This window comes from Gloeotrichia echinulata CP02, from assembly GCA_038087035.1.
Classification (GTDB): domain Bacteria; phylum Cyanobacteriota; class Cyanobacteriia; order Cyanobacteriales; family Nostocaceae; genus Gloeotrichia; species Gloeotrichia echinulata.
In genome coordinates, this window is the sequence record CP051187.1 from 2966048 (window position 1) to 2979613 (window position 13566).

Below are 13566 nucleotides of genomic sequence, written 5' to 3' on the forward strand. Positions count from 1 at the left end.
ATTTTTCACTGATCAATTTTATCGAATTTGGTAGGGTAGATAAATTAATTTATCCAGCCAACTCACTGTCAGTAATTAACAATACGTGATTAATCACATCAGTAATTTTTCTAACTTGTAAAGCAACTACCATCCTCCTAAGTAACTACTAACATAACACTGTAGGACTAGGGCATGGGATATGGGGCATGGGGCATGGAGACCGAAAAATTAACCAATGCCCCATGCCCAATGCCCAATGCCCCATCCCTGTCTGCTGAGGATAAGTTTGTAACTAAGGTACTGCCACGGTTGAGATGAGGCTTGGTAGCAGGAAGGTATTTAATCGTGGCGTTCACAGCAGTGAAAATGCCCAAAAATATTATTATTCCCATTTTTCGATGTGTAATTTCTACTTTCAGTCAGATTGCGGAATGTGACATCTAGTAATATAAAAATTCTGTGACTTAAATTGTTGATTTTTGCTGAAAACTCGGAATTTGTGTTAGAAAGTTGGTCAATCTGATTTTCAGGCTGTGGTTGGTTGAACTGTGCATCTACAATTCAACAAACAAAAGACCTTAATTTGATTTTGGCGAAAATAAAAAAAACAATATAGAAGTTCAGCGACAACGCTCTATGAAAGTAGCAGTCAAACAGCAAGATTTACAGGTTTTAGGCAAAACTTTGCACGAACAACTGCGAGCAGAAGTTCCCTCTGGTGAATTCTTGCAAGTCAAGTGTGCCCTCAACAATGACGAGTTAATGATTTTAACTCAACATTCAGTTGCCGTGACGGTGGACACCCAAATCATTTTTCAAGTTCTCGAAGAAGCACTGCAGATGCTACCAACCCCCGGTTATGGGCGGGTGCAATGTTTTGTGCGAATCTCTGGCGAGAAACTCCCTTATGCTAAACAGGATCTCAATTGCAGCACCAGAGAAAATGATCAAGCTAGGTTAGATAACCCAGATGAGGAAGAAATATCCTTCCATACCACACAGGATCTAAATTCCCGCGTCAGGGAAAATTATCAAGATGATAGACCAAATGAGCCAGATGAGGGAGAAATATCCTTTCCGCCGCTTAACTATTCTGCGTCTATCGATGAAACAGCCCAAGAACAAGGGTTTGACCCTTTAGCTGGTACGCCAGATTTGTTGACTGTTAAGTCATTACGCCCACTCAAACCGATTGTGTTGGGTGTAGGTTTGGCGGGAATTGTGGTGTTGGCTATTGGTGCTTACTTAGCAACTCGCCCTTGTGTGCTGTCAGAGTGTAAAGAAATACAAGCTGCCCAGCAGTTAAAAACCCAATCCAGACAACTGATGCGTCAGGCTAAGTCGGAAAAAGAATTGCTAGCAGTGCAAGAACAACTAGAGACAACCAGCCTGGCTTTAACAACCATTCCCCCTTGGTCGCCCCATCACCAACCAGGAGAGGAACTCCAGGCCAGTTTATCTCGACAGGCAGAAAAAATTAACCAGGTAATCAAAGCTTTGCAAGCAGCCTCCTTGGCGGTGCAGAAAACTCAGACACCTGCAAATAGCTTACAAGAATTACAAGCCAGGCAAAAACTCTGGCGACAGACCATCGCACCACTAGAAGCGATCGCCCCCAATAGCGAAGTCTATAAGTTAGTGCAGGGAAAATTACTGTATTACCGCATAAAATTACAAGGGACTAATCAGCAAGTACACGCAGCCGAAAAATGGCTAAAAAAATTAAGCGCAGCCAAAGATGTAGCTAATGCAGCCACCAAGCAAGAAGCCACGGCAAAATCCTTAAATGACTGGCAAAAGGTAAAATCTACTTGGCAGGTAGTAATTAATGCCTTGAATGTCATTCCCCAGACTAGCTCAGGATACCAAGAAGCTCAAAATTTGTTAGTAGAATATAAACCGAAACTGGCAATAGCACGCAATCGCGTTACTCAAGAACAATTAAGCGCCAAAACTTACCAACAGGCTATGACCACAGCCAAGCAAGCCAAAGCCTTTGAGCAAAAAAAACAATGGCAAGCGGCTGTAACATATTGGGGTCAAGCTGTGCAACGTATTAAACAGATTAGCCGTGATAGCCTGTACTACAATCAGGCTCAGACCCTAATTCAACCCTATTCAGCTGCCCTCAAGCAAGCACAAGAAAAACTTGATGTTTTTAATAGTCTGCAACAAACCCATAGGGATTTGACAAATACTTGTACTAATCTAATTCGGATTTGCACATTTACCATAGATAGTCAAGGAATTACTGTGCAGTTAACTCCTGAGTATGACCAAGCACGGCAAAGTAACTTACCTAATGCTAATCCGACCAACCCAAGTAATATTGACGGAAGCCATCATTTGCAAATCTTACAAGAAGCTCTAGGAGTAATTAGTGATAATGCTAATTTACCTCTAGCTGTTTATGATTCTCAAGGACAACCAATTTACACGCGATCGCTTACAGCACAGTAGGGTAAACCTACGCAGTATTGGGTTAGGGGTGGGGTCTTATTTTCAAGTCATACCAATTCAAAAAATCTTGGCAACACATTGATAATCTGTAGGGGTGCAAAGCCTAGATCCCCTACCCTATCTGTCCCATTCTTTTTTCAAATTGGTATCAGCTACTCAATTGTCCCTAATTTCTTATGTTTTAGCCCATTGGGCCTACTTATCAACAGTAAGCGCGGCTCTTCCGTACTTAGCGTGCTGAATTTGTTAAAAAATAAGTTTGAAACCCTTGCCTGGCTCCGATAAAAGCCATTATTTTTTGTATTTGAGCTACTGTTACTAAAAATCAAATCATAAACGCCTATAAGCCTTGTTATTAAAGCAATTTAATCGACTTTCATTAATAATTAAGCACGCTATACACGCAAGAGCCACACCTCCCGATACCTCCCAATTCACCTCCGGGAGTACCCTGTATCTGGGGGGTACCCTCTCTTGGGGTTCTCTTCTCTCGCATCGAGACTTGTAAATTGTAATTTATTACAGAATAATTTGCCGTATTTTCCGCTTTTGACATTCCCTACGAAAAAAATATAACACGCAGCCTCACCTCACCAACTGCGCGGTGGAGTTAAAAAACTGACGACACAATCTCCTAGTAACTAAGAGCGTGGTTAGCAAGTTAGCAAAAGCAACCATGAACATAATCAAAATTTCGTAGGATACAGCTTCGAGGGGTTTAACTCCACCTAGTAACTGTCCGCTGGTGAGTGCTGGTAGTGTAGCCATACCGATCAGCATCATTTGATTGAGGGTGGGAATCAATCCAGCTTTAATGGCGTCTTTGCGGTACTGGATAACAGCTTGTTGGGGGGTAGCGCCTAAACTTAAGTGGGTTTCGATTTCTAAACCCTGGGAGTTCATGGTGCTGACAAGACGTTCCCCGGCGATCGCAGCTGCATTCATGGCATTACCTATCACTATTCCTGCTAGAGGAATTACGTACCGGGGATCATACCATCTCTCTGGTTGAATAATCAGGAAGTTGGTGTAAATCAGTGTCAGCGCCGTACTAACTAAAATTGACCCCCACACACTCGCTAAAACATAGGGAATTTTTTGGCTAATCCGGTTTCGGGCAACAATTGCGGCAATGGTCAGCATTACTGCTAAAATCGCCACAACTGCCCAAGGATTGTCCACAGCAAAGATGAAGTCGAAAATGTATCCCAGTACGAGTAGTTGTAAAATAGTCCTTCCCGTAGCCAGGGCTAAGTTTAACTCTAGTCCTAATTTTTCCCATGCAGATAAACCAATGGCGATCGCCATCAATCCCACAGCAGCGGCTAAATCAACTAAATCCAACTTGATCAGATCTGACATTGGGTTTTTAGCTCCTTGTCATTTGTCATTAATCCCCCACTCCTCCATGTCCCTTGTTCAATCTACAATCTCGCAGGCAGCAGTGCTTAAGTAATATACATTTTCTATGCGTATACTAGACGACAGTCTTTTTTGGCCTTCTTGATTAACAATTCAATAAGTGAAAATAGACCGTTAACGTGCATCCTTTGTATGTTCAGATAAAATGAAAACTCATGATCCAAAGTGTAAATCCCGTTCCTGCCTTTGATATCAAGCAACAATACACCAGTATCGAAGCAGAAGTCAGTACAGCCGTTTTAGAGGTTCTGGCTTCTGGTCGTTATATTGGCGGTCCGTTGGTTGAAGACTTTGAAAAACAGTTTGCCGCCTATAATGGTGTAACAGAATGTGTAGCTTGTAACTCAGGTACTGATGCGCTATTTTTAGCGTTACGAGCCTTAGAAATTGGTGCAGGTGATGAAGTAATTACCACACCGTTTACCTTTATCGCCACAGCTGAAGTTATCAGCGCTGTGGGTGCAAAGCCGATTTTCGTTGATATAGACGCGACTACATTTAATATTGATTTACAGCAAGTAGCAGCAGCAATTACAGCCAAAACCAAGGCGATTATCCCGGTTCACCTATTTGGACAACCTGTGGATATGACAGCGTTGATGGCGATCGCCCAAACTCACAATTTGGCAGTAATTGAAGATTGCGCTCAGTCTACAGGAGCAAGCTGGGGTGGTAAAATAGTCGGCAGCATTGGGCATATTGGTTGCTTTAGTTTCTACCCTACCAAAAATCTGGGTGGTTGCGGTGATGGCGGGGCAATTACAACTAATGACCCAGCTATTGCTACCAAATTGCGGGTATTACGAGAACACGGCAGTAAAATCCGCTATATCCATGAAGAAATTGGTGTAAATAGCCGCTTGGATGCCATACAAGCAGCTATTTTAGGGATTAAGTTGCGTTATCTGGATAAATGGAATGAACGACGACGAGCGATCGCTGCTTATTACGACCTGTTTCTCAGTCAAATCCCTGGTGTTATCACACCTCAAGAATTACCTGGGGGCCTTGGGGTATGGAATCAATACACCATTCGCATCAAAGCTGAGGAGCGAAATGGTTCTAGTTGCCAATATCGGGACTCACTGCGTAATCAATTACAAGCACAGGGCGTAAGTACAATGGTTTACTATCCCCGCCCTTTACATTTACAACCGATTTATGAAAGTCTGGGATATCAGCCAGGACAATTGCCACTAGCAGAGCAAGCCAGCCATCAGGTTTTATCCTTACCCATGTTCCCAGAATTGACACAAGAACAGCAAGACAAAGTGATTGATGCGTTCAAAGATAGTCTAGGGGCTAGGGGCTAGGGGCTAGTCCCGCGATTTCAAACTATTTGTTTAGCCGGATAAATTTTTAGATACCCCTAAATCCACACGATATGATACCAGCTGTAGGGGCACGGCAATGCCGTGCCCCTACGCTAAATCTACATGTGTCAGCGTTTTAGTGGTATTGTATAAGACTTTGAAATCGCGGGACTAGGGATGAAGGAGTGGGGGAGATGAGGGAGGGGTAACATCCTCATCCCCATGATTACCAACTAGGCGATCGCACGATTGCTAGCAGTTGCTAAGGCTTCGACTAAACTACGTACAGCGGCAATCATTGCTACTTCGCTGTTGAGTTGGTTGATAGCAGAACCGACGCCAACACCAGCAGCACCAGCGGCGATCGCTAGGGGTGCGGTCACGCTAGAAATGCCGGAAGCACATAATACTGGTACGGAGACTGCACGGGAAATCTCAAAAGCTGCAGCTAAGGTGGGGGCAGCTTTTTCAATTAATCCTAGGGTGCCAGGGTGAGCAGGTTTGCTACTGATGCCACCTTCGGTTTGAATCATGTCTGCACCAGCTTTGACTAGTTCTTCAGCCAGTTGCACTTGTTGATCTAGTTCCAGAATGTGGGGAACAGTCACCGAGAGGGTAATTTCCGGTAGCAGGGCACGGGTTTGGTGAGTTAGCGCTAGCACTTCCTCCGCTTCAAATCTACGTCCAAGGACGTAGAAGGAATCAAAATTCCCAATTTCTATCAAATCGGCGCCAGCTGCTACAGCTGACACAAATTTCTCTGGTTCTACTGCTGATACACAGATTGGTAATTTAGTCAATGTTTTTACCAACTGAACTAAAGCAGGATCGGCGGCGATATCAACAAAAGTAGCACCGCCAAGTTCAGCGGCTTTGACGGTAGCAGCAACGCTATGGGCGTCAAAGTTATTCAAACCGCTGATCACTTTCAGGACACGGCGGGCAGTAAATGCACGTTGGAGTGAAGAATGCATTGTCATTGTTCGTCTTTTGTAGCTACGAAAGTAAGGTATATTCTACCGCTGCTATACAAAACTTGGCTAAACTTATCTAAGCTTCGCCATTCAACTAGAAGTAATTTCTAGAGGGTCTGCTTCTTGCTTCCACCAAGGGAGTCGGCTCCTTCTTGTCCACAAGCGTAAATTCGGCTCTAGCCGAGCCTATTTTTTTTGCCTGTCAATTATTGTTTTGAAGCTTTTAGACGTTTTTCAACATTTTTCACCTATTTAACGAATCATGGCATCCTGTTCAACCTTTTGACAGGCTGGCTAGTAATGAAAGCGACTGTGGTTTACAAACCAGATAATTTTTGGCCTTGGTTTTCGGCATTAAAGAAAAATTATCAGAAAGTTACAACTCTGTCAATATCCTCACACTGAATAACTATGAGTAACTTTAGAAAAGTATTTGGCTATTTAGTCAAGCTCCTTAGTTGTTAGATGGTAGAAATCAAGCCAAAATTCCTACGGTAATTGCCAAATTCTGATAGTCTTGTCTGCACTACCACTAACCAAAGTTTTACCATCGGGACTGAAAGCCACGGCAAAAACCTCGGTTGAATGGCCAGTAAAAGTCTTGTCCCCTCCCGTTATTAGATTCCACAGTTTGACAGTTTTATCATCACTACCAGTAGCGATATATTTACCATTTGGACTGAATGCGACAGAATTCACATCAGCAGTATGTCCTGTCATTGTGCGTATTTCCATGCCGTTTTTGAGTTTCCAAACTTTGACAGTTCTATCATCGCTAGCACTAGCTAGCATCTCTCCATCTTGGCTAATAGCAACGGCATTAACATCACCTGAATGCGCCGAAATAGTGCGTATTTCTTGTCCCGTCTTCAAGTTCCAAATTTTAATAGTTTTGTCCTTACTACCACTGACAATAGTCTCACCATCTGGGGTAATAGCAACGGATAAAACCACACCTGAATGCCCTGTAAGGGTGCGTATTTCCTGTCCCGTTTTTAAGTTCCAAACCTTAATAGTTTTGTCATAACTACCACTGACGAGAGTCTCTCCATCGCGGCTGATCGCGACAGAATTAACAAAGTATTTATGACCAGTTAGTGTCCGAATTTCCTTGCCAGTATAGAAATTCCATACTTTGATAGTTTTATCCTTACTGCCACTGACAAGGATTTTACTATCACGACTGATAGCAACAGCATAAACCCAGTCAGAATGTCCAGTCACGGTATGGATTTTCTGGCGATTCCAAAAGTCCCAAATTTTGACACTTTTGTCATCACTACCACTGGCTAATCTATTACCTTGAGTATCGAATGCGAGAGAATTAACCGCACCTGAATGACCAGTTATGTTTGGAGAATCAATAAAAATATATGTAATTAGATACCAGATTAAACCTGATGCAGATAGCAGTATTAATGCCGCTAAAAGACTTTTATTTCTTGTTTTATCAAGCCATAATAGAAGTTTTGTATTTAACTGAATTGTTGGTGGTAATAAGGTAGGTACTCCCATTGTTGATGGTGGTACTGTGGCGAATTGTATTGTTTGTATTCTGGCGGGTAAATGTGGTATTAATTGTGAATTTAAATTCAAGTCCACGAGGACTTCATTACATGATTGATAGCGCGTCTCAATATCTTTTTGTAATAACTTATCTAGGACATTTTCTAGTGTTAAAGATACAGTTATTCGAGACTGCAAATATTGCCGCCAGTTTGTTACCCAGGCATAACCTTGTTCAGTCCAAAGTTCAGATGGGTGAATTGATGTTAATAAATAAAAGCAAGTCACACCCAAACTAAATAAGTCACTAGCTGGATATGCCTGGCGCAGCTTCATTTGTTCAATTGGAGCATAGCCATAGGAACCTATGCTCGTACCTTGATTATTTAAAGAATTTTCTGTTAACTGCTTGGCGACACCAAAATCAATCAAAACTAACTTGTGATCGCTTTGGCGACGGATAATATTTTCTGGCTTAATGTCGCGATGAATTACATGATTTTCGTGGACAAACTGGAGAATGGGTAATAATTCACTTAAAACTTCCCAAATCTTTTCTTCACTGAAAGTCCCCTGCTGTTTTAACTCCTGTCCTAAAGTTTGCCCTTGAATGAACTGCTGCACCAAATACAGGTAGTGATCCTGCTCAAAGTAAGCATACAAAGTGGGAATTTGGGGATGTTCTCCTAGCTGTTGCAAACGCCGCGCTTCTTCTTGAAATAACTCCGTGGCCTTGCGTAAGGCTTTACTCCCTTGGACTTGCGGTGCTAGCTGCTTAACTACACAGTACTCTTTGAGCTTGTCTTGATCCTCTGCCAAAAAAGTTCTGCCAAATCCTCCGCCTCCGAGTGGTTGAATAATATGGTAACGGTTTCTTAACAATGGTGTGATTTTTGTACCGCAAGTTTGGCATAAATTTATGCCATCAGGATTGAGGGGCCTATTGCATCTGGGATTGAGGCAGTAGCTCATAGTGAGGTATCTATCAGCAGTTGTAATCATAATAAAGAATTTCTGTGCATTTATTCGTATTCCTGATCGCTATTTTGTGAATTTTTGCTCATCAATTCTCAACAGTGCTAACCGCTCATAGGAATCTGTACAAAGCTACCCAAGGATAGACAATACTAGACAACTACGTTTGTAATTTTAGTCCAAAGTCCTAAAACTACAGGGATAAACGGCAATCCCTCTAGCCCATTCATAAAGTTTGGGATTACTTTCCTGGCTATATTTAAGCTTCCATTGGTATCAGCATTAATTGTTTTACCACTGGAAGTTTTGTATAAACCTCTTTGAATACGCTTGCCACTAAAAACGGGTTTATTATCTGATTTTTCTTTGTAAACAGGTAATTTATCACCGTCTAATGCACTGGCTTTTGAAGTGTAGCTTTCTTCAGTAATTACAACATCAATACCAGCTAAATTGGTTTTATAAGTTAGTAGATTTATTAATTTAGCGTGAGGTATTTTGGTAAATTGTTGATTGTTCTTTTTGCCAATATTAATATCTTGTTTCCATCCTGAATTATTGCCAATAATTAATTGACCGATATCATTTAACTGACACCAATCGATCACCCTACGGCTAACAGTATGGAGATAGTTATCAATCCTTCTATCACGCTTGCTATTTAATTCTTTAACCTGTCTCCAAGCTTCTATTGATTGCGCTAATCGCACTCTTTTATTGAAGAATTGGTTAATACTTTTCAATGGTCTACCATTAATCAATAACGGCTTGACACCGGGATGATTGGAAGTTGCAGCCATCAAATTATTTAAGCCAAGGTCTACACCAGCACTGTACTTACCTGTTGACTTAACAGACTCATTGACTGTGTAAACAACTTCAATAACATAATGATTTAGCTTAGGTACAATCCTTATTTGGTCTACATCTTTAGCCTTTGTTGGTAATTGAATGTTTGACTGTGAAAGTTTAACAATACCCTTAGTTAACGCTGGTTTTGATATTGCATCTATTGGGTAAATCACAACATTTCTGCCACGTTCTTTATGTTTGTATCCTGGCATTTTGGGTTGACCAAGATATTTACCCTGATGTTTTGACCAATCTTTTAACGCTGCCAACCAACTGTTCCAAGCTTCTGAAACTCTACGCACTATTTGTTTACTAACCTTCGTTGGTAGATATCGGTATGCTTCTAAATTCTTGGTTTGGTGGTAAATATCAATTGAGTTGTAATACTTTTTAGTTTCAAAAAAGTATTGACGTTGAATATAGGTAGCAGCATTGTAAAGATGCTTGGATTGTAAAGCTAGGTAATCACATTCTTTCCAAAACTTATGCTGTCGGCTAATAATGTGCTTTTCAACTAATTGCATTTTACTCGACCTCTCAAATGTTGTTATACTCATATTATATATGAGGAGTTTAAAAATAACAACATGGCTAGAAAGAAAATTTACGCAGAAGAAAAAAGAAGATTTACGATGACTTTGACTCAAACAGCTATTGAATGGTTAGAGCAAAAGCAAATAGACATGAAAGCATCAAGCCTTAGTGATGTTATAGAGCGCATGGCAAGAGAGAACCTACCCAAAAATGAGCAATAATGGGTAGGTTTGTCCAGAATTTAGATTACAGTTTCAAACCCTGCCAGACTACCGACGCCCAATGCCATTTCGGATGCTGCAATATTTAGTGCGACTGCAAGCCCAATACCCAGATAAAATCATTGAACAAGTAGTGATTTTTCTCAAACGGACTAACTCGGATGCTGTCTTTGTTGACACTTACACCAGTGCCTACACCACTCATCAATATCGAGTCATTCGCATGTGGGAGCAAGATCCAACACCATTACTTGCTAATCCAGCACTGTTACCTTTAGCTACTCTAGCAGCTAGCGATGCTCCCAACAATCTTTTAACCCAAGTTGCATCTCAAGTAGCTAGGATTGAAAATATAGAACAACTTGAGAATATCGCCGCTTGTACATTTGTCCTAGCTGGGTTGCGGTTTGAGGAACCTTTAATTAACCAATTGCTAACAACGGATATTATGCGCGAATCTGTGACTTATCAACAAATTCTTCGTGAAGGTCGCCAAGAAGGAATCAAGGAAGGGCGCCAAGAAGGAATCAAGGAAGGCGAGTTGGCTTTGATTATCCGCCAGTTGACTCGTCGGTTTGGTATCATCGATCCCCAGTTGGCTCAACGACTGCAATTATTATCTAGTCCCCAATTGGAGGATTTAGCAGAGGTGCTGTTAGATTTTTCCCAGGTGAGCGACTTAATTATCTGGTTGGAACAGCAGGGAAAATAAGATGCGCTTAGTATATAATGAGGGATTGTGTCGAATCAATGCTAGACCATGCCTAAACTCAAGACCCGTAAAGCAGCAGCGAAGCGATTCCGTGCCACCGGCTCAGGTAAAATCGTGCGTCGCAAGGCTTTCAAAAACCACCTCCTAGAACACAAAACCTCTAACAAAAAACGTGGACTGTCCAAGACAACACTTGTACATGAGCGTGATGAGGATAATGTGCGCTTGATGCTTCCATATTTGTAAATTTTTCAGGAATATTCAGGAATATTAAGTTATGACTCGGGTAAAACGCGGTAACGTAGCTCGTAAACGCCGCAATAAAATTCTCAAACTGGCTAAAGGTTTTCGCGGTTCCCACTCAACCCTGTTTAGAACCGCCAACCAACAGGTGATGAAGGCGCTACGGAGTGCTTACCGCGATCGCAAAAAGAAGAAACGCGATTTCCGCCGCCTGTGGATCGCCCGCATCAACGCTGCATCTCGCCAACATGGTTTGAGTTACAGCCAGTTGATTGGTAATCTGAAAAAAGCCGATGTGCAACTAAATCGCAAAATGTTGGCACAGTTAGCAGTTCTCGATCCAGCTAGCTTTGCCAAAGTCGCTGAATTAGCAACTCAAACTAAAGGGTAAAGGTGATTACGGATGAATAACGGATGTAACAAATGGCAAGCAAATAGTCGGTTACATCTGCTATTATCCGCGATATTTGTGTGTATTTTCTGTTGGCTGGGGATGGGAAACATCGCATCAGCCGCCCAAATCCCAGAAATACAACAGCGGGGCTATTTAAATATCGCCGTTAAAGATAACTTACGTCCCTTGGGATTTAGAGATGCTAACGGTAATTTACAAGGCTTGGAAATTGATTTAGCAAAGCATTTGGCATCTGACTTGCTAGGGAAAGCAGATGCTGTCAAATTGCAACCCGTAACCAATCGCGATCGCCTGTCTGTAGTCTTCAATCATAAAGTAGATCTCGCCATAGCTAGGGTAACAGCAACCGAGTCCCGCGCTCGTTTGGTAAGTTTAAGTGTTCCCTACTACTTTGATCGTACTGTATTCGTAGCTAAAGATACCAAAGTCCAGCAGCAGCGAGATTTGGCAAAGCGGAAAATTGCTGTACTAAATAATTCCAGTACTATCGCCCAAGTGCAATATATTTTACCTAAAGCCGAGTTGGTAGGAGTAAATTCCTATCAAGAAGCACAAAAGCAAATAGAAAGCAATACAGTCGCAGCCTTCGCCGCCGATGCTAGTGTTTTGACCGGTTGGGTGCAAGAATATCCTCAATATCGGTTACTGCCAACCCAACTATCAACAGAACCCCTGTCTGTAGTTATGCCCAAAGGATTGCAGTACGATGATTTAAGACGACAAGTAAACGAAGCGATCGCTCGTTATCTTGCTGAAGGTTGGCTCAAGCAACGGATTCAATATTGGGGCTTACCATAATTGAGTCAAGAGTGAGGAGTGAGGAGTGAGGAGTGAGGAGTTGGGAGTGAGGAGTGAGGAGTGAGGAATGAGGAGTTAGGAGTTAGGAGTGAGGAGTTAGGAGTTAGGAGTGACAAATGACAAATGACAAATGACAAATGACAAAAAGCTGATAATAAAGAAGAACCTTTAATAGTTGTATTTGCAGACAATGGATAATAGTCTCCCAGTTGTTTATCTCTCAATTTTCGTAGGGTTGCTCAGTTTTACGGTTGTGAGTGTTTTTCGCCAAATTTTCAAAACTCGTAAGCGTGAAAGTGCCTTATCTAGGTTGAACAAAAAGTTAGCTAAAGAAAAGGGGACGGCTCAAGAATATTATGAATTGGGCAGTATTTATTCCGAGAAAAAATTGTTTACTCAGGGAATATCGCTGTTTCAAAAAGCTCTGAAGGCGGCCGAAGAAGAGGGCGAAGAAGATATCGCACCAATTTACAATGGGCTGGGTTATGCTTACTTTTCTCAAGAACAATATGACTTGGCAATTCGTCAGTATAAAGAAGCCATCAAAAGTAAACCAGACTATGTGACGGCGCTGAATAATCTTGGTCACGCCTACGAGAAGAAAAAGTTAACTCCTCAAGCACTAGAAAGTTACGAAGAAGCACTGAAATTTGCGCCAAATAATGCCACTGCGAAACGCCGTGCTGAATCTTTGCGACGCTTGGTATCTGCGTAAGGGACTGACAAAAAATAAATTATCCCAAATTATGTCTACATTTGTAGGGGCGCAACGCCTTGCGCCCTTACCTCATTTCCCCAGATGTTTACTCCCTTCCCGCTCTAAGATTACCTATAATTTTCCTTCTTTGCGCCTTTGCGCCTTTGCGTGAGCTAAAAATTATTTCCCTACGGGACGCTCCGCGAACGGTAATCTTCCAGCGGTTCGGGAGTATTTTTAGGGGCGCAAGGCCTTGCGCCCCTACTACTGTGAAATTCCCCTTTGGCTGTTTTGATAACAGATTTTGCTGAAAAATTAAGATTTATTTTAAATAAACAACAGAATTGTTGTTTAAATCACAGTCTCAATCCCAATCAGCAAAAGGGTTTCAGCATTCGCCCGCTATGAAAAACCCACACAAATCTACACTTCATTAGGGCTACAAGTTTTGCGAAAATCAGA

The 13566-nt window shown here is 41.9% G+C and carries 12 protein-coding genes; 8 read left to right on the forward strand and 4 right to left on the reverse strand.

Annotation, left to right across the window (positions count from 1 at the left end; genetic code table 11):
* The first annotated feature begins 618 nt into the window (after positions 1-618).
* Positions 619-2442, forward strand: a complete 1824-nt coding sequence (locus HEQ19_13145; protein ID WYM00327.1) for a hypothetical protein — start codon at positions 619-621, stop codon at positions 2440-2442.
* Positions 2443-3027: 585 nt separating this feature from the next.
* Here the strand turns inward: HEQ19_13145 and fetB are convergent.
* Positions 3028-3804: an iron export ABC transporter permease subunit FetB gene (gene fetB, locus HEQ19_13150; GenBank protein ID WYM00328.1), complete on the reverse strand. Its 777-nt coding sequence runs from the start codon at positions 3802-3804 to the stop codon at positions 3028-3030.
* Between the two features lie 215 nt (positions 3805-4019).
* Here fetB and HEQ19_13155 point away from each other — a divergent pair, with 215 nt between their 5' ends.
* On the forward strand, positions 4020-5177 hold the full coding sequence (locus tag HEQ19_13155) for a DegT/DnrJ/EryC1/StrS aminotransferase family protein (GenBank protein WYM00329.1): 1158 nt from the start codon (positions 4020-4022) through the stop codon (positions 5175-5177).
* Positions 5178-5410: 233 nt separating this feature from the next.
* Here the strand turns inward: HEQ19_13155 and HEQ19_13160 are convergent, their stop codons facing one another.
* From HEQ19_13160 to HEQ19_13170, 3 genes are all read right to left on the reverse strand, one after another.
* Entirely contained in the window at positions 5411-6157 is a 747-nt protein-coding gene (locus tag HEQ19_13160) for a DUF561 domain-containing protein (GenBank protein ID WYM00330.1), read from the reverse strand.
* 483 nt (positions 6158-6640) lie between these two features.
* Complete coding sequence (locus HEQ19_13165; protein ID WYM03389.1) at positions 6641-8629, reverse strand: serine/threonine-protein kinase; 1989 nt, start codon at positions 8627-8629, stop codon at positions 6641-6643.
* Positions 8630-8784: 155 nt separating this feature from the next.
* Complete coding sequence (locus tag HEQ19_13170) at positions 8785-10008, reverse strand: transposase (protein ID WYM00331.1); 1224 nt, start codon at positions 10006-10008, stop codon at positions 8785-8787.
* Between the two features lie 63 nt (positions 10009-10071).
* On the opposite strand from HEQ19_13170, the gene HEQ19_13175 reads away from it, so the two are divergent.
* The 6 genes from HEQ19_13175 to HEQ19_13200 all read left to right on the forward strand — a co-directional run bounded on the left by HEQ19_13175 (position 10072) and on the right by HEQ19_13200 (position 13122).
* Positions 10072-10239, forward strand: a complete 168-nt coding sequence (locus HEQ19_13175; protein WYM00332.1) for a hypothetical protein — start codon at positions 10072-10074, stop codon at positions 10237-10239.
* Between the two features lie 73 nt (positions 10240-10312).
* Entirely contained in the window at positions 10313-10951 is a 639-nt protein-coding gene (locus HEQ19_13180; GenBank protein WYM00333.2) for a DUF4351 domain-containing protein, read from the forward strand.
* A gap of 48 nt (positions 10952-10999) precedes the next feature.
* On the forward strand, positions 11000-11197 hold the full coding sequence (gene rpmI, locus HEQ19_13185; GenBank protein ID WYM00334.1) for a 50S ribosomal protein L35: 198 nt from the start codon (positions 11000-11002) through the stop codon (positions 11195-11197).
* Between the two features lie 31 nt (positions 11198-11228).
* Positions 11229-11585, forward strand: coding sequence for a 50S ribosomal protein L20 (rplT, locus tag HEQ19_13190; protein WYM00335.1), 357 nt, complete (start codon positions 11229-11231; stop codon positions 11583-11585).
* A 12-nt stretch (positions 11586-11597) separates the two neighbouring features.
* Positions 11598-12407, forward strand: a complete 810-nt coding sequence (locus HEQ19_13195) for a transporter substrate-binding domain-containing protein (protein WYM00336.1) — start codon at positions 11598-11600, stop codon at positions 12405-12407.
* Positions 12408-12597: 190 nt separating this feature from the next.
* The gene (locus HEQ19_13200) at positions 12598-13122 is read left to right on the forward strand and encodes a tetratricopeptide repeat protein (GenBank protein ID WYM00337.1); all 525 of its coding nucleotides are present in this window, start codon (positions 12598-12600) and stop codon (positions 13120-13122) included.
* Positions 13123-13566 lie beyond the last annotated feature (444 nt).

What these genes read in the sequence shown, in the direction of transcription:
- HEQ19_13165 (WYM03389.1), bottom strand. Translation starts at nt 8,629, where the DNA reads ATGAGCTACTGCCTCAATCCCAGATGCAATAGGCCCCTCAATCCTGAT.
- HEQ19_13195 (WYM00336.1), top strand. Translation starts at nt 11,598, where the DNA reads ATGAATAACGGATGTAACAAATGGCAAGCAAATAGTCGGTTACATCTG.
- HEQ19_13155 (WYM00329.1), top strand. Translation starts at nt 4,020, where the DNA reads ATGATCCAAAGTGTAAATCCCGTTCCTGCCTTTGATATCAAGCAACAA.
- fetB (WYM00328.1), bottom strand. Translation starts at nt 3,804, where the DNA reads ATGTCAGATCTGATCAAGTTGGATTTAGTTGATTTAGCCGCTGCTGTG.
- HEQ19_13175 (WYM00332.1), top strand. Translation starts at nt 10,072, where the DNA reads ATGGCTAGAAAGAAAATTTACGCAGAAGAAAAAAGAAGATTTACGATG.
- HEQ19_13200 (WYM00337.1), top strand. Translation starts at nt 12,598, where the DNA reads ATGGATAATAGTCTCCCAGTTGTTTATCTCTCAATTTTCGTAGGGTTG.
- HEQ19_13170 (WYM00331.1), bottom strand. Translation starts at nt 10,008, where the DNA reads ATGCAATTAGTTGAAAAGCACATTATTAGCCGACAGCATAAGTTTTGG.
- HEQ19_13145 (WYM00327.1), top strand. Translation starts at nt 619, where the DNA reads ATGAAAGTAGCAGTCAAACAGCAAGATTTACAGGTTTTAGGCAAAACT.
- HEQ19_13180 (WYM00333.2), top strand. Translation starts at nt 10,313, where the DNA reads ATGCTGCAATATTTAGTGCGACTGCAAGCCCAATACCCAGATAAAATC.
- rplT (WYM00335.1), top strand. Translation starts at nt 11,229, where the DNA reads ATGACTCGGGTAAAACGCGGTAACGTAGCTCGTAAACGCCGCAATAAA.
- HEQ19_13160 (WYM00330.1), bottom strand. Translation starts at nt 6,157, where the DNA reads ATGACAATGCATTCTTCACTCCAACGTGCATTTACTGCCCGCCGTGTC.
- rpmI (WYM00334.1), top strand. Translation starts at nt 11,000, where the DNA reads ATGCCTAAACTCAAGACCCGTAAAGCAGCAGCGAAGCGATTCCGTGCC.